The organism is Sorangium sp. So ce204 (assembly GCF_051526795.1).
In the GTDB taxonomy this organism is placed as follows: Bacteria; Myxococcota_A; Polyangia; order Polyangiales; family Polyangiaceae; genus Sorangium; species Sorangium cellulosum_B.
In genome coordinates, this window is the sequence record NZ_CP150317.1 from 739,342 (window position 1) to 758,881 (window position 19,540).

Sequence of the window (19,540 nt, forward strand, 5' to 3'; positions counted from 1 at the left end):
CATGGACCGACGTGCATTCATCCACGCGGGCGGTCTGGCCGCCGGCGCCGCCATCCTCACGCAAGGGCTCGCCCACGCGCAGCAGCGCCCTGGCGCGCCGCCCGCCGGGGGCGCCGCTGCGCCCCCGCCTCGCCGAACCGCGGCGCCCGGGGGGCAGCCCGCCGTGGTGACGCCGAACGGCAGCACGCTCCCGCTGCGCGTGGTGGACGGCGTGAAGGTCGGCCACCTCGTCGCCGGCCCCCTCGAGCACGAGATCGCCCCCGGCCTGAAGAGCGAGGTGTGGGGCTACAACGGGAGCACGCCCGGCCCGACCATCGAGGCGGTCGAGGGTGATCGTCTGCGCATCTACGTGACGAACTCCCTGCCCGAGGCCACCACGGTCCACTGGCACGGCCTCGTGCTGCCGAACGGCATGGATGGAGTCGCCGGGCTCACCCAGCGCCCGATCGAGCCCGGCGAGACGTATGTTTACGAGTTCGTCGCGCGGTATCCGGGGACGTACATGTACCACTCGCATTTCGACGAGATGACCCAGATCGCGCTGGGCGCGGTGGGGATGTTCGTCGTGCACCCGAGGAGGCCGAGGGGGCCGCGCGTGGACCGGGATTTCGTGCTGATGACGCACGAGTGGAAGATCAACGCGGGGGCGCGCCGGCCCGACCCGAACGCGATGAGCGACTTCAACGTCCTCACGTTCAACGGCAAGGCGTTCCCCGCGACGGCGCCGCTCGTCGTCGGCCGCGGCGAGCGCGTGCGCGTGCGCCTCGGGAACCTCGGCCCGATGGATCACCACCCGATCCACCTGCACGGCCTGTCGTTCCAGGTCACGGCGACGGACGGCGGGTTCGTCCCCGAGTCGGCCCAGTACCCGGAGACGACGGTCCTGGTCCCGGTCGGCAGCACGCGGGTCATCGAGTTCGTCCCCGAGGAGCCGGGCGACTGGGCTGTGCACTGCCACATGACGCATCACACGATGATGCAGATGGGCCATGGCCTGCCGAACATGGTCGGCGCCCAGACCCGCGCGCTCGATCGGCGGATGAGCCGCGTGATGCCCGGCTACATGACGATGGGGACCACGGGGATGGGCGGCATGGGCGAGATGCCCATGCCGATCCCGGCGAACAGCCTGCCGATGCGCGGCGGGGCCGGGCCGTTCTCGTACATCGACATGGGGGGAATGTTCACCGTCCTCAAGGTCCGCGACGAGCCGGACAAGGCGGATCCGGCCGGGTGGTATGTGCACCCGGCCGGCACCGTGGCCGGGCCGGCGAGCGCCGAGCGGATGCGGGCGGACGGGATCGACCCTGCTTCTGGAGGGAAGCCGGGCGGGTGATCTCTCGACGTGAGTGAAGGCTCGCGGTCGGCATCTCGTCCGCGCGTCGACTCGAGGAGGCCTGGGGCTCGGGTCGATCGCGGCGGCGCGGGTCGGCCGTCTCGATGGACACACGGGGCGCGGCCGAGCGACCACAGGTCAGCCAGAATCTTCAACGATTTCAATGAGCCAGAAGCGGTCCACGCCTTGCCATATCCGGTGGCGAGGCCGGGACGCCCCGGATCACGGAGGAGTGCTTCGATGGCAATGAAGATGGCTCGACGGATGACGTTTCTGGCGCTTTGCACGGTCTCGCTCGCCGGCTGCGGCGAGCGTCACGACGCGCGGCCTCCGGCGCAGGCCGCTGCCGCGAGCCCCGCGGCGACGCAGTGCCCCGAGCCTGCAGCCGCCACGACGGCGGCGGCGCCCGCAAGCCTGCCGGCCGCGCCGGTGACGGCGCCCGCGCCGGACGTGAACGTCGTGGCGGACAAGGGGGGCAAGGGGAGCCGTGAGGCCAAGGAGAAGGCGAGGGGGGCGGCGGAGCTGAAGGTGAAGCGGCTGGTGATCGCGGAGGGGGTGAAGGACCGCGAGCCGGTGGCGCCGGGGACGACGTTCCACGCGCCGGAGACCCCGCGGCTCTATGCGTACCTGGAGGTCGAGAACCGGAGCGACGTGGAGGGCGAGGTGACGGTGGCGTTCGTCCCGCCGGGCGGCGGGGAGCCGGTCGGGAACGTGACGCTCGGGGTCGGGCCGTCGCCGCGGTGGCGGACGTGGGCGTTCACGCGCGGGGCGCGGAAGGCGGGGGAGTGGACGGCGGTCGTGCGGTCGGAGACGGGCGAAGAGCTCGCGCGCGCGCCGTTCGAGGTGACGCTGTAGCCGAGGGCGAGTGGGCGCGGGAGACGCGGGTCGTCCTCAGCGCGTCAGGGCGCGTCCTTCGGCGCTTCTCCCATCACATCGCGCTCGAAGACGTCCAGGTACACCCGGTCGACGTCGAGCGCGACGCCGAGGGACGACAGCTCTGCGTGCTCGCCCGGGCCGTGGATCCGGAGCAGCCAGCTGCCGTCTGGCTGCCGCGTGAACACCTCGATTCGCGGCGCCTTCTGCGATGCGAGCACGTACTCCTCGAGCGACGGTAGCGTCCTGTACTGGGCGAACTTGTCCCCGCGATCGTAGGCCTCGCTGGAGTCGGAGAGCACCTCGACGAGGACGCGTGGGTTCAGGAGCGTGTCGCGCTGCTCGTCTTCGAACTCGGGACGCGCGCAAACGACGGCGCCGTCGGGGTACACGTAGCGGCGTGTGGCGGCGATCTTGACGCGCATGTCGGAGGTGAGCACCCGGCACCCCCGACCGCGGAGCGCGTTCCGCAGCTCACCGAGGATGCTCGCGGCGATCGCGCTGTGCTCCAGCGTGCCGCCCGCCATGGCGAAGAGCTCACCGTCCGCGTATTCGTGGCGAAGCGGCGACGAACGCTCGAAGTCCAGGTACTCCTGCGGCGAAAGGCCGGTGCGGACCGCGGCTTGTGCCATGTCCCGCAGTTTCACCCGGGAGATGGAACGCGTCCACCGGTCGAGAGATCCACGGGCGCAAGGGGGTGGGACCCTTCCTGGGACGTCAGGCGGGCACGAGCTCGACGAGCGTGATCTCCGGTGGACAGTTGATGCGGACCGGCAGCCAGCCCCCGGCGCCGGCGTTGACGTGGAGGCGGCGGCCCCGGTGCTCGTAATGCCCGTTGTGGTAGAGCCCGGCGGGCAACATCGGCGTGAGCGCGTAATCGCCGATCCGGCCGAGCGAGATCTGCCCGCCGTGCGTGTGACCGGACAGCATCAGATCGAACGGCAGCTCGCGCGCGGTCCGGAACGTGCCCGGGTGGTGGCTGAGGAGGACGCGCGGCGCGCCGTCGTCCCGCATCTGGCCGAGCGCTCGATCGAGCCCGTCGCGCGTCGGGCGCCGGGCGGGCTCTCCTGGGCGCGCGCGGCTCGGGTAGTCGATGGCGCCCATCCACAGGTGATCGCCGCCAATGCGGACCTGCCGCGCCTCGTCGACGAGCACCTGGGCGCCCGCTTCCTCGAGGCCCTTCACGATCGTCCCCACGCTGGCCGACCGGGCGGCGATGTACTCGTGGTTGCCCATGCAGAAGAAGAGCTGCCCCCGGGCGGGGCGCAGGCCCCGGAGCAGCCGCGCGGACAGCTCGAGCTGCGCGACGTGGTGATCGAGCAGATCGCCGGTGACGACGTGGATGTCCGCGCGGATCGCGTTCATGGCGTCGCGGAGCTCGTCGAGCCGCTCCGCGTCCATGAAGCTGCCGACGTGCACGTCGCTGAGCTGCGCGATGGTGAGGCCGTGCAGGCTCGTCAGCTCGCGGCGCACCGGCAGCGCGAGCCTCACGACGGCCGGACGCTGTCGCGACGCGAGCACGCCGCCCATCGACACCGCGACAGCCGCCGCGGGCAGCGCCCACGTCGCGCCGACGACGAGCCGGCGGCGGCGCTCGTCGACGGCCTCCGGCCGGGCCTCGACCTCCGCAGGCGCGCGGATGTCCTGAGCGGCTGGATCGGCCTGAGCGCCGGCGCTGGCCTGCGCGTTCGTCGCAGGCTGGACGTCCGTTGAAGGCCCGGCGTTCCGGGGCGGCTGGAGCCGGCGGAGCGCCCGGACGGCCGCGCTCGCGAGCGTGACGAGCCCGAGGAGCAACCCGTAGAGGAGCAGGCCCACCTGCGCGCCCATGGCGATCAGCGCCAGCGGCTCCGGCGCGTGGCGCTGGAGCGCGCGCAGCCCCGAGAAGCTCGCCGCGGCCATGAGCAGCGCCGGCAGCGCGGCCAGCAGCAGGCCCGCGGCGCAGAGGCCGCTGATCAGCGCCCCATGCCGAGGGAACGCCGCGCGCAGCCGCCGCCAGAGGATCAGGCCGAGGAGGCCGTTGACGAGCGTGACGACGAGGCCGCCGAGCTGGTACACGCGACGGAAAGTAGCATCGCGTCGATCGCGCGTCCGGCCGCGGCCCCGCCGGCTGCGCCTAGGAGCCAGCCGCTCCGTCAGGCACCTCGGCGCTGACCGGGATCTCACGTGCCTCGAGCCCCTCGAGCGACGCCTTGCCCGAGAGCGCGTCGAGGTCGCCGCGCGCGTCCCGGAGGTAGCCATTGAAGAACGCGGCGAGGTAGCCCATCGCGATCGCCTGCTGCTCGCGCCGCGAGAGCCCGGCGTGGCCGTCGAGCGGCTCGGCGAGGCCGAGCGACGTCGTGTAGCCGAAGTGGTTCGCGCCGGGCAGGGTCACGAGGTGCTTCGGAGCGCGCGCGCGGTCGTAGAGCGCCGCCGGGACCGCGGCGGCGATGGGGTCCGCGGTGCCGCGGACGACGAGCGCCGGCCGAGGCGCGAGCGCGTCGATGGGCAGCGCGCGCTCGGGGGCGCCCGCCGGCGCGAGGAGCGCGAGGGCGCGGACGTCGAACGGGCAAGCGGTGTCGAGCGCGAGCGCGAGCGCCGCCTGCGCGCCGAGCCCGTGGCCGAGCAGGCCCACCCGAGCGAAGTCGGCCAGGAGCGGGCCCCGGGAGCCGGCGCGGAGGTGCGTGAGCGCGTCCCGGAGCACCGCGGCGCGGCGCAGCGGCGCGTCGTCGGGCGTGAGCCACGAGAGATCGGGCGCGACGACGACGAAGCCCCAGCGCGCGAGATGCGCCATCACGCCGGCGAGCTGGCGGTAGTCCTGGGCAAGACCCGCGGGCGACCCGACGGTGGCCGCGCTCGTGGCGAGGCGCCGCTCGTGGGCGATCGCGATGACCGGGAACGGGCCTCCCGACGAGAGCGGCGCCTCCTCGCCGTCCGCGGACGCAGGGTAGTAGAGCAGCGCGGCGCTCCGCGCGGGGCACCGGTAAATCGCGCCCTGGAACGGCCACGTGTCGGGGTAGCAGGCGTCCGCCGACAGCGAGAGCGCGCCGATGCGCCGGAACCCCGCCCGGTGCGGCCCGGCGCGCAGCCGCGGCGAAGCGCCGGTGGGGAGCGGCGCAGGCGGAGGCGAGCTCATCGAGGGGGGCGGGCGAGAGGCCGTCGCTGCAGGCGGGCGAGAGGTCGTCGCCGCGGGCGGGCGATTCGTCGTGGCGGCGGGTGGGCGAGAGGTCGTCGCTGCAGGCGGGCGATTCGTCGTCGTGGCAGGCGGAGGGAGCGTCGCCGGAGAGGGGACGTCCGCCGGGGAAGGCGACGCGTTGCCGACGATCGCGCGCTGCGACCAGAGCGCGCCGTCGCGCGTCGCGTGGACGAGCCGCCCTTCGGCGCGCACGGCGAGCTCGATTCGCCCGAGCGGCCAGCTCTCGATCACCGATACCGCCTCGCACCGGCCCAGATCGGTGGCGAACACCGTCGGACCGCGGAAGCGCGCCCCGCGGGCGCCGTCGTCGCGGCTCCACCGCGCGAGCCCCACGCGCGCGAGCGGCGAGAACAGCTCGAGCGTCCCGGGTCCGCCGATCGTGCTCCGGACGAGCGCCGGTGCCCCGCGGACCCCGGAGACCACCTCCTCCGGGCCGTGCCACGCAGCCCCGGACCCGGGAGAGCGCCGGAACATCACCAGGCGATCGCCGATGCGCGCGACGACCTCGAGGTCGCCGGGCGCGTCGGGTCCGTGCGGCGCGCCGGCCACGCGCTGGATCATCGCGACCGCCTCGAATCGACCGAGCCCCTCGCCGAAGATCACCGGGCCGCGCCAGCCGAGCTCCGCGGTGTCGTTGTCGCGGTGGTAGTGCGCGATCCCGCCGCGCGCGTGGGGCACCACGAGCTCGAAGTTGCCTTTGCCCCCGAAGCCGCCCTGGATCAGCGCGGGGTCGCCGGCCGCGCCCTCCGCGAAGAAGCGCGGCTCGCTCCACGACGGCTCGCTCGAGGGCGCGCACCAGAACGCGGCCAGCCGTTCCCCGATGCGCGCCACCGCCTCGAGGTGGCCTGGATCGCCGAAGTTGCTCTGGATGAGCGACACCGCCTCGACCGGGCCGAGGCCGCTGGCGAACGTCGCCACGTGACGCCACGGCCCGGAGGCCTCCTCGCGGCGGTGGTGCTCGACGCCGAACGGCGTGTCGCCGAACGGCGCGGGCAAGACGAGCTCGAGCGTGCCGTGGGAGGCGCATTGCAGGAAGAAGCCGCTGGTCGTGGTGGGCATGGCGCTGACGGCGTCCAATTTAGCGGCGAGCCGCCGCCGCGCCTACCGCAGCATCTCGGCGAGCCGCTCGCCGGTCGCCGCCGCGAGCCCCCGGGCGAGCGCCCGCGGGTTCAGCTCGACCGCGACGGCCACCGCGTCCGGCGCGTGGGTGGCGAGCGGCGGCTCGACCGGCGCGTCCAGCCCGAGCAGGTGGCCGAACGAGCCGCCCGCCAGCTCGTTCCAGGCCGCGAGCAGCTCCTCCGAGGCGGCCTCCCCGCTCGTCGAGAAGTCGCCCGCCACCGCGATCGCGAGCGCGATCCCCTCGCGGGCGCTCGGCCTCGCGGCCGCCCCCACCGCGGTCGCCGCCGCGAGCAGCCCCCGCGCGCCGCGGGCGAGCTCCCCGTCGAACGGCCCCGGCGCGAACGCGCGCACGGGCGCCGGGCCGAGGCGGGCCTCGAGCGCGCGCAGCGGTCCGCCCGAGAGCGCCGCGGGCGAGCGCTTGAGGCGCCCGAGCGCGTACAGCGACGCGACGCGCGCCGGCCCGCGCAGCGGGCTGCCGCCGTCCTGCACGCAGGCCACGTCCTCGCCGAGCAGCACCAGCGCGTGCGGCTTCGTGCCGATGTCGCCCGTCACGCGCACGACGTCCGGGCGATCGAGCGCGCGCCGCTCCTTGCCCGTGAGCCGCCGCCGGAAGAGGCGCTCGATGGCGCGCGGATCGCCGCTGTGGCGCGCCACGTAGAGCGTGGCGCCGCCCGCCGGCCCCGCCCCCGCGTACGACGCGATCGCGGCCTCGCGCACCTGCCGCAGATCGACGCCGGTCGCGCGGGCGTGCCGGGCCAGGTTCTCCTCGGGCGCCACGAGCGCGATCGACGGGATGAGCCACGGCACCGCCGCGACCTCGCGGGGCCGGACGAGGACCAGCCACCTGAGCCCCGCCTGCGGCAGGAGGCGCGTCAGGTCCGCCGTGGCGAGCGGCGGCAACGGCGGGCTCGGCCGTGCGTGCGGCGGCGGCGCGCCGCCGCACGAGGGCAGCGCGAGGCCGAGGGCGCAGCCCAGGACGCCGCCGAGCACGGCGCGCCGGCGAGGCGCTCGCCCGGGCGCGTCAGCCAACGACGAGGTAGGCGAAGCGGCGGTTCTTCGAGCCGACGCGGACCAGGTAGCGCTTCCCACGCTCGAGCTTGAGCTGCTCGTCCTTGACCACCTCGCCGTCGAGGTGCACCGCGCCGCCCTTCACGAGGCGCCGCGCCGCGGAGGTCGACTCGGCGAGCCCCGCCAGCGCCAGCGCGTTGCCGATCGGGATCGTGTCGCGGCCGCTCGCCACCTGGAGCTCCTCGATGTTCTCGGGCAGGCCGCCGGCCGCGACGCTGCGGCGCCGCTCGAGGGCCGCGCGCGCGTCCTCGGCCGAGTGGAAGCGGGTGACGATCTCCTGCGCGAAGAGCTCCTTCACCCCGATGACGCCCTGCTCGCCGCGGAGGACCGCCCCCCGCAGGGCGGCGATCTCCTCGGGCGGGCGCGACGACAGGAGCTCCATGTACCGCCAGATCACGCCGTCATCGACGAGCATCAGCTTCTGCAGCATGTCGAACGGCGGCTCGGTGATGCCGACGTAGTTGTCCGCGCTCTTCGACATCTTGGCGCCGACGACCTTCCCGTCCTCGACGCGCGCGTTCGTGCCCTCGAGGAGCGGCATCGTCATCACCATCTGGGCGCGCTTGCCGTAGCGGGGCATCAGGTCGCGCGCCACGAGCAGGTTGAAGAGCTGATCGGTGCCGCCGAGCTCGATGTCGGCCTCGAGCTCGACCGAGTCGTAGGCCTGGAGCAGCGGGTACATGAACTCGTGCACGTAGATGGGCCGCGCCTCGTCGAAGCGCTTCTTGAAGTCGTCGCGCTCCAGCATGCGGGCGACGGTGTACTTCGCGCAGAGCTCGATCATCTGCGTCGGATCGAGCTTGTTCAGCCACTCGGAGTTGTAGCGGACCTCGGTCCTGTTCTTGTCGAGGACCTTGAACGCCTGCGCCTGGTAGGTCTCCGCCGCAGCGACGACCTCCTCGCGCGAGAGCCGCGGGCGCAGCTCGTTCTTGCCGGTCGGATCGCCGACCATCGCCGTGAAGTCGCCGACCACGAAGACCACGTGGTGCCCGAGCTCCTGGAACTCCCGCATCTTCTGCATCACCACCGTGTGACCGAGGTGGAGATCGGGCCGGGTCGGGTCGAAGCCGGCCTTCACGCGCAGCGGCTTGCCCTCGCGGATCCGCTCCTCGAGCTCGGCTCGGACGTGGAGGTCGACGACACCCTTGCAGAGGATCTGGAGCTGACGTTCGGCGGGGACCATGGGGGCCCGCTTCTACCGCGCGGCGGAACCGCCCGCCAGGGGGGCGACGCGCCCCGGCGCGCGCGAGCGAAGAGGGCGCCGCGAGCGACGTCGTCGCGCCGTCACGTCGTCACCTCGTGCGGCGCGTCACGTCACGGACGCGCCGCGCGCCGCCTCATTCGTCGTCGGTCTCCTCGTCGTCCTCGTCCTCGTCGTCGTCGTCACCCGAGATCGCGTACGCGCGGCTCGCGTTGACGAGCTCCTTGAGCTCCTTGCCGACCTTGAAGAACGGAAGGCGCTTGGCGGGCACGGGCACCGGCTGGCCCGTGCGCGGGTTCCTGCCGCTGTAGGGCTTGTACGGCCTGACCGTGAAGCTGCCGAACCCGCGGATCTCGATGCCTTCGTTGCGCTGGAGCGCCTGCGTCATGGCGTCGAAGACGCAGTTCACCACGAGCTCCGCTCGAGCCTTGGTGAGCTCCCCCCGTCCCGCGATCGCGTCGATGAGCTCGCTTTTCGTCATGGTCCACCTCCCCCACCCGAGCGGACCGCCGCCGGCGCTCGACTTGCCGCTTTCCACCGCAGAGCTCCAGGGGATGCGCCGCTCCAGGAGCCGCACGACAACAGAATCCTATGAAAAGCTCGCATGTTACGGGACTAGCGGTCAACCGAATTCCCGCCCACAACGGAGAGCGCGTCGAGCGCGAAGAGGGCGCCCGTTCCTCCCGTTCCTCCCTGCCCCGTCTCCCCGGTCGCCGCCGCGTCCTCGCGGGCGAGGGCGAGCTCGATGCCGACGGCATCCTCCGGGATCGGGTGCGGCGGGAGCTCGGCGCAGGCGAGCGGCGCGCCGGGGGTGCCCGGCGCGGCAGGCTCGACCCGCCAGACGTGGAGCAGGGCGCCGTCGACGAGGAGGCGCACCTCGCCGGCGCCGTCGCCCGAGAGCGCCACGCGCGGGCTGATCCGGGCGCCGCGGAGCCAGGGGGCGGGCAGGCCGACCCGGACGACGGCCTCGCCGCGCCCCGCCGCGTGCACCGCGAGCAGGCGCCCGCCCGACGCGCACGTGCCGCCGGCGTGCTCGGGCAGCGCGAAGGCGCCGCGCTGATCGCGGGGCGGCCACAGCGACTCGCCCTCGATGCGGGCCTCGCCGGGCGGCTCGGCGTCGAAGGCGAGCGGCGTGATCGAGACCGAGGCGAGGCCGCCTCCGTCCGGGATCGCGAAGCGGTAGCGGTACGCGGGGGGGCGACCGCGGGCCTCCCACGCCATGCGGTCGATCGCGTCGCCCCGGTAGCGCAGCACCGCGACGTCCTCCGGGGCGGGATCGAAGCCGAGGTTGAAGCCGTGATCGGTGTCGACGAACACGAGGCCGCGCGAGACGCCCGCGCGCGCGACGGCTCCGGGGTCGAACATGGGCAGGCCGCCCTCGCGATCGCGGAGCGCTGCGTGCTCGAAGCCCGCGCGGAAGGCGAAGCCGGCGAGCGGGAGCGCCGCCGCGAGGAGCGCCGCCGGGAGGAGCGCCGCCGGGAGGGGCGCTGCCGGGAGGGGCGCGCCACGCCGGCGCGCGGGGCCGCCCTCCGCGTGCGCCGCCGTCGCCGCGCGCTCGGCGAGCGCGAGGGCGGCCATGGCGGCGAGGACGTGCTCCACCGGCAGCACGTCGGCGAAGAAGCGCGCGCCGCCTCCCGGGTAGTTGCCGTCGAAATAGAAGGGGGCGTAAGCGGCGACCTGGAGGAGCGGGGCGATCGCGAGGGCGCGCGAGCGCGGCCGCCGCCAGGCGATCACGGCGCCGGCGAGCACGAGCAGCGCGAGCGGCTCGGCGTTGAGCGCGTCCACGAGGTGGAGCTTCAGGCGGCGCAGCGTCGTGCCGGCGGCCGCCAGGAAGCCGTATCCTTCCGCGAGGTTGTGACGGACGAAGTCGCCGTGCTCGCCGAGGCAGCCGACGCCGGCGCCGAAGCCGTAGCGGAAGCAGCCGGGCGGGCCGTCCGAGACCGCGTAGTACGCGGCCTGCGACGAGGCGAAGGCGCCCGTCGCGGCGCGCTGGTGGGCAGCGAGCAGCGCGAGGCCGGGGAGGGCGCCGATCGCCATCGCCGCGGCGAGCCGTACGAGCCGCGGCGATGGGCGCGGCGGCGGATCGCCCTCGCGCGGGCCGGCCGGCGCGCTCCCCGGCGCGATCGCCGGCAGGATCACGAAGGGCAGCGTCGCGGCGAGCGCGAGCGCGCTCGGCGGGCGCGTCGCCGCGAGCCAGCCGGCGGCGAGCCCGGCGAGCGCGGCGGCGCGGACCGCCGGATCGAGGGGCCCCGTCGCGGCGCCCGCCGATGCGGCGGCGCGGGCCTCGTCGAGCGCGCGCCGCGCCGACGCCAGCGCGACGGTGAAGCAGAGGGCCGCGAGCCCGTGCGACATCGTGTCGGCCGTGTGGTAGCGGAGCGCGGCGCAGAGCGCCGAGAAGAGCGCGGCGACGAGCGGGACGAAGCGGATCGGCGCGGCGCTCCCGGACGGGGCCGGGCCCTCCGGCGCGAACCGCGCGGCCAGGTTGTAGGTGGCGATCGCGAGCGCCGCGGCGAGCGCTGGGCCGACCGCGAGCGGCGCGCCCGCGAGGAAGCCCAGCGCGAGCAGGGCGGGGTAGCCCGGGGGGAAGAGGACCGCGACCTCGGCCGCGCGGTTCGCGCCAGAGGGCCCGGCCAGCGTGTCGCCCATCGCGTCGCTGCGGACGAGGAAGCGACCGAGCACGGAGGCCGCGGGCTCATCGAGCGGCCACGCGAGGTAGCCGGCCGCCATCGCGCGCGCCTCGAGCCAGTAGCTGGTCGCGTCGATGATGCGGGGGCCGCCCCGCAGGTAGACCGCGACGTACGCGGCCGAGAGCAGCGCCGCGACGACCGAGAGGGCCGCGGCGATCGCGGCGCCCAGGGCCGCGCCGGAGCGGGGCGCGGCGATCGCGGCGCCCAGGGCCGCGCCGGAGCGGGGCGCGGGGTCGCGGCCCGAGCGCGCGGCGCCGCGGCGTGGCGGCGCGGGGCTGGCCCGCGCCGCCGCGGGCGAGCGGCGGAGGAGCCAGGCGCCGGCGAGCAGCGCGGCGAGGGCGAGCGCGAGCGCGATCCATTGCGCGGGGTCGCGGGGCAGGCCGGCGCGCACGTCACTGTCCGGCGAGCGGGCGCGCGCCGGCGCCGCGCGCGGGACGATCGAGGATCCAGACGTGGTGATCGACCCACTCCCCGTCGACCGGCGTGAGCGTGAGCGTGAACGTCTCGGGCAGGCCCTCGGGGAGGTCGAGCGAGGCCTCGGTCCAGCCGTCGCCCCTCTTGAGCGCGAGGTGGCCGATCTCCCGGCCGTCCGCCGTCGCGCGGATCGTGGCGGCGCGGGGCGCGGCGGTGCGGACCACGAGCCTGCCCTGGCCCTCGCGGGGGGCGCGCAGGCGGGCCGCCTCGCTCCTGCCGCCCGGGATGACGCGCCCCGCGTCGAAGCGATCGTGCCCTGATCCGCGCGGATCCGGGAGGACGCTGAAGCCGACGAAGCCGGCCTGGGGCCGCGGGAAGGCGTAGCCGTGCTCCCGCTCGCTCACGAGGTCGGCGACGTCGAGCTCGTCGACGACCCGCTCGTCCTCGCGCATCGACGCGGGCGCCTCGCCGTGCGCGAGCGGGCTCCAGTCGGCCTGGTAGATGACCTTCTCCGCGCCGCCGCAGATCACGTTGCCGACGACGGGGATCGCGGCGATGCGCCTGCCGAAGATGGCCGGGAGGTCGCCCCACCAGCCCGGGTAGATGGCCAGCGTGTCGGGGCGGTCGTCGGCGGGGATGCGCTCGATGAGCTCCAGCGAGGCGCCCAGGCCGTGGACGCCCGCGCGCGCGAACGGGAGATCGTGGTAGCCGCCGAGCCCGATGATGTCGAGGCCGGGCCGGTCCGACGCGTAGAGGAGCGCGCCCGCGTCGCCGACGAGGACGCGGCGCACGTCGAGCTGGCCGAGGAGCTTGCCGGCGACGAGGTGCTGATCGCGGATGTTGCGGCTGGCGCGGCCGAAGAACCAGATCTGGTCGCGCATCCTGGGCAGCTGGTGGGCCCAGAAGAGCGCGGCAACGGCGAGAGCGAGCGCGACGCGCGCGCACCAGAGGCCGCGCGAAAGGGCGCCGCCGCGGGCCGCGGCCGCGATGCCGCCGAGGGCCCCAAGCCGCGCTCCGATCCCGGCCAGGGCGCTCTCTGGCCGCTCCTGGCGGCGCTCGCCGCTGCTGGCCCATGCGGCGCGCGCGACGAGCAGCGCGAGCCCCATCGCCGCGAGCACCAGCAGCCAGGCGACCGCGGGCATGGTGTAGCGCTCGTTCTGCCAGCGGACCTGACCGTTCAGGGCCACCAGGGCGAGCCAGCCGACGACCTGGACCCAGAGCAGCGCCGCGACCCCGCGGGTCCTGCGCGAGGCGAGGGGGATGAGCGCGAGGGCGGGCACGAGCCAGCCCCAGGGGAGGGCGTCCGAGAAGTGGTGGTTGGTGTTGCGGGCGACGACGTACGTCGCGAGGAACTCGTAGGTGTCCCACTTCTCGGAGGACGTCATGTACGGGTTGTTCAGCGCCAGCTTGGCGATCGCGCCGCTCGCCGCCCATTCGCCGGTGAACACGCGGTTGGCGACCGCCTGGGCGAGGCACGCCAGCGCGCCGGGCACCGACGTCCGGAGCAGGGTCGCGATCGCCGCGCGCGCGCCGTGGGCCCGCTTCACGGCGATGGCCGCGTACACGCTCAGCGCCGCCACGCAGACGACCGACTCCGGCCGGGTGGCGTAAAGGAGCGCGCCGGCGAGGCCGGCGGCCCAGCCGAGGTGGGCGAGGCGCTTCGGCGGCGCCGCGGCGCGCGCGTCATCGGCCGTCCGCGTCGTCCGCGCCGTCCGCGTCGTTTGCGCCGTCCGCGTCGTTTGTGCCGTCGGCTCGCGCGGCGCGCCGGCCGCGCGGGCGACCGAGAGCGCGGCGAGGGTGGCGAGCGCCCAGACGCCGAGGTGGAAGGCGTTCTCCATCCCGCTGAACAGCGACCAGTCGAGCGCGCCGATGGAGAGCGCCACGGGCGGCAGGAGGTACTTCGCCCAGCGCCCGACGGGCTCGAGGAGCCGCGCGCCGACGAGCAGGAAGCCGAGCGTCGAGGTGCACGCGACGATCGCCGCCCACTGCATCAGCAGGACGCCGCGGAAGCCGACGAGATAGCCGAGGGCGAGGACGAACGGGTAGCTCAGGCTCGTGTTCCCGCTCGAGAATCCGTTGCCCTCGGACCACTCGAACGGGTACCCGCGCGCGGTGGCGCGGGCGTAATCGAAGTGGATGAAGACGTCGTCGAGCGGCGCCGACCACATGCCGCCCGTCTGCTGGTGCATCGCGCTGTAGAACGCGACGGCGGCGTAGAGGACGCATGCGCCGGCGTAGGCGGCGAACAGGACCGGATCGACGCGCGGCCAGGCCGCGACCACGCGATCGAGCCAGCCGGGTCGCGCCGCCGGGCCGGCGCCCCGGGAGGCCGCGGTCTCGGTTCCGTCCGTTCCGTCGGGGGAGGCGCTGCTCGGCCGGGGCGCTGCGCTTCCGGGCGGCGAGGAGGGACCAGGGTCGGCGCTGGACGGTGACACGCGGCTCTTTTACACGACTTTCACGCAGCCTGACCCGAGGAGCCCGCCCGCGAAGGCTGAGGCCGCCAGCTCTGCCCAGCACGTTTGCAAGCGGCTGCTTCAGGATTGAAATGGGAAAGTCTTTTTACTAGCGAAAGTCCCCGAACTCCGAAGGGAATCCCTTGGCCCGCATCCTGCTCAAGGAGCAGTGCAGAGCGCCCGTGACGGTCTCCCCCCCCGCCGTCGAGCGGGCGCTCTTTTTTTTCTCCGTTGCCTCGCTGGTCGGATGGCTGGTCGACGGCTCTGCGGGTGTCCCTTGGCAGGCGCTCGCCGTCTGTGCGAGCCGGTGCTCCCGTCGTGCGCCCGTCTGCAGCGATGGCGCACCGCGGCCCGGGCGACCTGAGCTCTGGCCGTCCGTGTAGGATCCGTCCACGGACCGCGACACTCGAGGGGGCTCATGCCTGCGCTACCGCCGTTTTCCCGTCTGTTCTTGCCGCTGTTCCTCTGGTGCTTTCTCGCTGCCTGCGCGTCGGGCGCGGTGACCCCGTCTGCGGTCGAGCGGACGAAGACGGTGGTCCTCCCCGCTCCCGCGCCGACCGTCGCTGTAGCGGCGGAGCCGGAGCCGGAGCCGGGCACCGCGGTGCCCGTCACCCGCGCCGATCCGTGGTGGGGCGAGCCGCTCGCGCCGGTCACCCTCGTGGTGTGGGGCGACTTCGAGTGCCCCTTCACCTCCAGGTACATGGCGACGCTGGAGCAGCTGAAGCAGGCCTACGGCCCCGATCGGCTGCGCATCGTCTGGAGGCACTTCCCGCTCGCGTTCCACAAGAACGCGCGCCCGGCGCACCTGGCGGCCGAGACGGTGTTCCGGCTCGGCGGGGCCGAGGCGTTCTGGAAGTTCCATCGGCTCGCCTTCGCCAACCAGCGCGCGCTCACGCCGGAGTCGTTCGAGGCGTGGGCCGCCGAGTCGGGCGTCGATCGGGCGGCGTTCCGCGCGGCCTTCGACGGGCAGCGGCACGCGCCGAAGATCGACCGGGACCTCGAGGCCGGCCAGGCCACGGGCGTCAGGGGTACCCCGGCGACCTTCGTGAACGGGGTGCTCGTCAGCGGGGCGCGGCCCATCGAGGACTTCCGGACCCTCGTCGACGAGCAGCTCCGGGCCGCCGAGGATCTCCGGCGATCCGGCGTCCCGCAGGAGCGCGTCTACGCGGCCCTGTCCGAGCAGAACAAGGCGCGCGCTCCGGCCCCGAAGCCGCCCACGGCCCCGGCCCCCGAGGACACGACCGTGTGGAAGGTGCCTGTCGACGGATCGCCGATCCGGGGCAACCCGGGCGCTCCGGTCACGCTGGTCATGTTCTCGGACTTCGAGTGTCCGTTCTGCCGCAAGGTCGGCCCGACCGTCGACAGCCTCGAAAAGAAGTACGGCGCTCAGCTGCGCGTCGTCTTCAAGCACAACCCGCTCCCCTCCCACAAGCGGGCCGAGCCCGCCGCGGAGCTCGCGCTGGAGGCCAAGGCGCAGAAGGGCGACGCGGCGTTCTGGAAGGCGTGCGAGCTCTTGAAGACCGGGGGCCTCGAGGACGCGGACCTCGCGGCGCACGCGAAGTCCCTGGGCCTCGACGTGGCCCGCGCGCAGAGGGCCATCGCCGCGCGGCGCCACGCGGTGCGCATCGAGCGCGATCAGGGCCTCGCCGACGAGCTCCAGGCGAAGGGGGTTCCCCATTTCTTCATCAACGGCAGGCGGCTCGCCGGCGCCCAGCCGGCCGAGAAGTTCGAGGCGCTCATCGACGAGCAGATCGCGCTCGCCGCGAAGCTCGTGGCCGCGGGCACGCCGCCGGCGAAGGTCTACGACGCGCTTCAGAAGGACGCGAGGGCCGGCAACGCGCCCGAGCGGATCCTCGCCCCCGCGCCGACCAGGGACAACCCCGGCAAGGGCGCGAAGCCTGGCGCGAAGGTGACGATCCAGATGTTCGCCGACTTCCAGTGCCCGTTCTGCAAGCGCGTCCAGCCCACGATCGACGAGATCATCGCCGCCTATCCGGGCAAGGTCCGCGTCGTCTTCAGGCACCTGCCGCTCCCCTTCCACACGCGGGCGCCCCTCGCCGCCGAGGCGTCGATGGAGGCGTTCCGGCAGAAGGGCGAGGCCGGCTTCTGGGCGATGGCGCAGCGGCTGTGGGAGGACCCGTCCGAGAGCGGGCTCGGCCGGGAGGCGCTCGAGCGCCACGCGGCCGCGATCGGCCTCGACGTGGCGAAGTTCGGCGCTGCGCTCGACTCGGGGGCGCACCGCGCGGCGGTCGAGGCGGACCGGAAGCTCGCCGAGCGCTTGCACATCACCGGCACGCCGTCCTTCGCCATCAACGACTATTTTCTCGGCGGGGCGCAGTCGATCACGCACTTCAAGCGGCTCGTCGACAAGGCGCTCGGCCCGCACGATCCCCCCACGAAGGAGTCGCTTCACGGCGCGGGCAAGCCCGCGGCCCAGCCGGGCGTAGCGCAGCTGGCGCCGGCCCAGCCGGGCGCTGCGCAGCCGGCGCCGGCCCAGCCGGGCGCTGCGCAGCCGGGGGCGACCCAGCCCCCTGCGACGGCCGGCCAGATGGGGGCGAAGCACCTCCTCATCATGTATGCGGGGTCACGGCGGGCCCCGGCGCGCGTCGTTCGCACGCGGGACGAGGCGCGCGTGCTCGCCGAGCAGGTGCTCAAGAGAGCGCAGCAGGGGGCGAAGTTCGAGGAGCTCGCGGCCCAGTACAGCGACGAGCCGGGGGCGGCGGCGCGCGGGGGCGATCTCGGCACCTTCTCGAAGGGGAGGATGGTGCCCGAGTTCGAGCAGGCGGTGGAGAAGGTCGCTGTCGGCGCGCTGAGCGGGGTCGTGGAGACGCCGTTCGGCTTCCACATCATCCTGCGGACGCGATAGCGAGCGTGGGCGGACCCCTTGCAGGGGTCGAGCTGCGCACGAAGCGAACTGCAGAGTCGAGCATCACGGATCGTCCCCCGGGCTGGATCGGATGTACGCCGGGTATCCCGCTCGCGCACAGGACGGCGGATCGCCTGGAGGCGAGCGACGCCGGGTGGCCCCATTCACCGCGCGCTCCATGGCGCGCGCGGCTCGACAGCGGGTGGCCTCCTGCCCCCCGCGGGGATACCCCGCGGCCGTTCAGTGGGCGAACGGGTTCGTCCGCGGCGACCCGCGGCGCGGGCGGCGTGATTTCAGGACAGACCCGATTCTTCTTGCCGGTCCCGGTTGAGAAGATTTCGCGCCATCCTCCAAAGGCGTCCGCGCGCCCTCTGCGCGCTCCCGTGCGGCCTGCGCGTTGACCCCTCTCGCGCGCGTCGAGTAGAACGATCTTCGCGCCAGAGCGCGCCGCCCAGTCAGCGCCAGCGCGGATTGGAACCGCAAACGATGCGTTGGTTCGTCGAGATCTCGTCGTTAGGCCAGAACGCTCCGCCGAGCAGGAAGGTGTGCGTCGAGGCCCCGCAGTGGCAGCCCGCGCTGCAGAAGGCCCGGGCGCTCCGCGGCGATGGGGGCCCGCTCAACAATTTCTCGGTGGATCTGCTGGAGAGCGGCTACCGAGCGATCGATCCGGCGACGCGCGTGCGGTACGTCGTGCAGCGCGCCCCGGACGACGCGGCGCTGACGGACGGGACCGACGCGCCGGCGGGCGCCTCCCCGGCCGGGGCGGCTTCTCCAAAGCCGGCCGAGCCTGCGGGGAGTGTCACACGGAAGCGCCCGATCGCGCCCACGGTCCCGTTCATCTCGATGGGGACCGCGCTCCTCGTCTCGGAGCCAGCGGGCGCCCAGGCGCAACCGGCGAAAGGCGGGGAGGCCGCGCCGGAGCGGGATGCGCCGCCGGAGCGAGGCGCCGAGCCGGAGCAAAGCGCCGAGCCGGAGCGAGCGCCCGCGGAGCTGCCGCCGTATCAGCTCATCTCGCAGCGCGAGGAGAACCCGTCCGAGCGCTCGCCGCTCACGTACCGAGAGCTCGTCTATGCGGTCGCGACCGGCACCCCGCGCGATCTCGTCAGCGCGCTGCTGATCGATCGGCTCGAGCGCGCACGGCAGCGCATCGACGACGCGCGACCGGGCAAGTTCATCCATATCGCCGTGTTCGATCACGTCTTCGAGGGCCGGCCTCAGCGCAGCCCGCTCGCGACCCTCGCCTGGAAAGACTGGCGCTCGGCCGAACCCGAGATCCAGTTCCGCCCGCGCACCGGCGGCACCGCACCGCCGCCGGCCATGCCGCCTGCGGACGTGGCGCCGCCGGTTGCGGCGTTACCGGCGGATGGTCCGCCGCCGGCCGCCGCGCCGCCTGCGGACGTAGCGCCGCCGGCAGACGCCGCGCCGCCTGCGGACGTGGCGCCGCCGGCAGACGCCGCGCCGCCTGCGGACGTGGCGCCGCCGGCAGACGCCGCGCCGCCTGCGGACGCCGCGCCGCCTGCGGACGCCGCGCCGCCTGTGGACGCCGCGCCGCCGGCTGCCGCGCCGCCTGCGGACGCCGCGCCGCCTGCGGACGTGCCACCGCCGGCCGCCGCGTATTCTGCGGACCTGCCGCGGCCAGCCCTCACGCCGCCGGCCGACGTGGTGCTGCTCGCCGTGCCGGCCGACCAGCAGGGGGCGCCGCCACGCCTCCAGCTCGTCCCGGAGCCGCCCGATGTCGCTGCCCCCACGCCGGCGCCGCCGCGGCGGCGCTCCTCCTTCCCTCCGAAGAACGGGCGCCTCTCCGGCGACGACCTCATCGCCGAGCTGTTCGAGGCGTGCAGCGACCTGCACTTCCTCCAGGACACCCTCGCGGGCGCCGACTTCATCCTGGCGCTCACGCTCGACAAGATCCCGTGCGCCCTCGGCCTCGTGTCGCTGTTCGACATCAACCGGCGCGAGTTCGTGGTCGTCCGGCAGTACGGCGGCAAGAGCGCGCTCCTCGCCAGGCTGTCCGAGCGGGCGCCGCTCCCGCTGGCCGCGATGCGGTCGAGGCGCGCCGTCGTGGTGCCCGACGCGGCCAAGGACGAGCGCGCCATGGACGAGCGGTGGAAGGCGATCGGCGTCGAGCTCCGGAGCGTCATCTGCGCGCCCGTCGAGCTCGCGGGCCGCTACCTCGGCCTCCTCGAGATCGGAAACCCGCTCGACGGCAAGCCGTTCTCCGAGAGCGACGGCAACGCGCTCACCTACATCGGCCAGCAGTTCGCCGAGTTCGTCGGGGCGCGCGGCGTGGTCCTCGAGCCCGGCCTCGTGACCGCGGGGACGAAGAAGGCCGCCCGCTAGCGGAGCCGAGC

At 74.5% G+C, this 19,540-nt stretch carries 12 protein-coding genes; 4 read left to right on the forward strand and 8 right to left on the reverse strand.

Translation table 11 applies throughout. The annotated features are described in order from the left end of the window. Position 1 precedes the first annotated feature (1 nt). Entirely contained in the window at positions 2 to 1,336 is a 1,335-nt protein-coding gene (locus tag WMF22_RS02740; RefSeq protein WP_438034741.1) for a multicopper oxidase family protein, read from the forward strand. A 240-nt stretch (positions 1,337 to 1,576) separates the two neighbouring features. After that, entirely contained in the window at positions 1,577 to 2,191 is a 615-nt protein-coding gene (locus WMF22_RS02745) for a DUF2914 domain-containing protein (RefSeq protein WP_437297584.1), read from the forward strand. Positions 2,192 to 2,235: 44 nt separating this feature from the next. Here WMF22_RS02745 and WMF22_RS02750 read toward each other — a convergent pair whose 3' ends face one another. The 8 genes from WMF22_RS02750 to WMF22_RS02785 form a co-directional block, all read right to left on the reverse strand. Further along, positions 2,236 to 2,841, reverse strand: coding sequence for a Uma2 family endonuclease (locus WMF22_RS02750; RefSeq protein ID WP_437297585.1), 606 nt, complete (start codon positions 2,839 to 2,841; stop codon positions 2,236 to 2,238). An 85-nt stretch (positions 2,842 to 2,926) separates the two neighbouring features. Next, the gene (locus tag WMF22_RS02755; protein WP_438034742.1) at positions 2,927 to 4,264 is read right to left on the reverse strand and encodes a metallophosphoesterase; all 1,338 of its coding nucleotides are present in this window, start codon (positions 4,262 to 4,264) and stop codon (positions 2,927 to 2,929) included. A gap of 58 nt (positions 4,265 to 4,322) precedes the next feature. Continuing rightward, positions 4,323 to 6,440: an alpha/beta hydrolase gene (locus WMF22_RS02760; RefSeq protein WP_438034743.1), complete on the reverse strand. Its 2,118-nt coding sequence runs from the start codon at positions 6,438 to 6,440 to the stop codon at positions 4,323 to 4,325. A gap of 42 nt (positions 6,441 to 6,482) precedes the next feature. Beyond that, the gene (locus tag WMF22_RS02765) at positions 6,483 to 7,529 is read right to left on the reverse strand and encodes a hypothetical protein (RefSeq protein ID WP_437297588.1); all 1,047 of its coding nucleotides are present in this window, start codon (positions 7,527 to 7,529) and stop codon (positions 6,483 to 6,485) included. Continuing rightward, positions 7,522 to 8,751 (reverse strand): tyrosine--tRNA ligase, encoded by a 1,230-nt coding sequence (gene tyrS, locus WMF22_RS02770; RefSeq protein ID WP_438034744.1) that lies wholly within the window; start codon positions 8,749 to 8,751, stop codon positions 7,522 to 7,524. Before tyrS ends, WMF22_RS02765 begins: the two co-directional genes overlap by 8 nt. 154 nt (positions 8,752 to 8,905) lie before the next feature. Continuing rightward, positions 8,906 to 9,346, reverse strand: a complete 441-nt coding sequence (locus WMF22_RS02775; protein ID WP_438034745.1) for an HU family DNA-binding protein — start codon at positions 9,344 to 9,346, stop codon at positions 8,906 to 8,908. A 38-nt stretch (positions 9,347 to 9,384) separates the two neighbouring features. Further along, positions 9,385 to 11,847: a hypothetical protein gene (locus WMF22_RS02780; protein WP_438034746.1), complete on the reverse strand. Its 2,463-nt coding sequence runs from the start codon at positions 11,845 to 11,847 to the stop codon at positions 9,385 to 9,387. A gap of 1 nt (position 11,848) precedes the next feature. Continuing rightward, positions 11,849 to 14,305, reverse strand: coding sequence for a hypothetical protein (locus WMF22_RS02785; protein WP_438034747.1), 2,457 nt, complete (start codon positions 14,303 to 14,305; stop codon positions 11,849 to 11,851). A gap of 436 nt (positions 14,306 to 14,741) precedes the next feature. Between WMF22_RS02785 and WMF22_RS02790 the strand changes: the two genes are divergently transcribed. After that, positions 14,742 to 17,189, forward strand: a complete 2,448-nt coding sequence (locus tag WMF22_RS02790; protein WP_438034748.1) for a thioredoxin domain-containing protein — start codon at positions 14,742 to 14,744, stop codon at positions 17,187 to 17,189. 486 nt (positions 17,190 to 17,675) lie between these two features. Beyond that, the gene (locus tag WMF22_RS02795) at positions 17,676 to 19,529 is read left to right on the forward strand and encodes a GAF domain-containing protein (protein WP_438034749.1); all 1,854 of its coding nucleotides are present in this window, start codon (positions 17,676 to 17,678) and stop codon (positions 19,527 to 19,529) included. Positions 19,530 to 19,540: the final 11 nt, after the last annotated feature.

Bases quoted from the DNA above. Each gene is read 5' to 3' on its own strand.
- WMF22_RS02740 (WP_438034741.1), top strand. From the start codon at position 2: ATGGACCGACGTGCATTCATCCACGCGGGCGGTCTGGCCGCCGGCGCC.
- WMF22_RS02745 (WP_437297584.1), top strand. From the start codon at position 1,577: ATGGCAATGAAGATGGCTCGACGGATGACGTTTCTGGCGCTTTGCACG.
- WMF22_RS02750 (WP_437297585.1), bottom strand. From the start codon at position 2,841: ATGGCACAAGCCGCGGTCCGCACCGGCCTTTCGCCGCAGGAGTACCTG.
- WMF22_RS02760 (WP_438034743.1), bottom strand. From the start codon at position 6,440: ATGCCCACCACGACCAGCGGCTTCTTCCTGCAATGCGCCTCCCACGGC.
- tyrS (WP_438034744.1), bottom strand. From the start codon at position 8,751: ATGGTCCCCGCCGAACGTCAGCTCCAGATCCTCTGCAAGGGTGTCGTC.
- WMF22_RS02790 (WP_438034748.1), top strand. From the start codon at position 14,742: ATGCCTGCGCTACCGCCGTTTTCCCGTCTGTTCTTGCCGCTGTTCCTC.
- WMF22_RS02795 (WP_438034749.1), top strand. From the start codon at position 17,676: ATGCGTTGGTTCGTCGAGATCTCGTCGTTAGGCCAGAACGCTCCGCCG.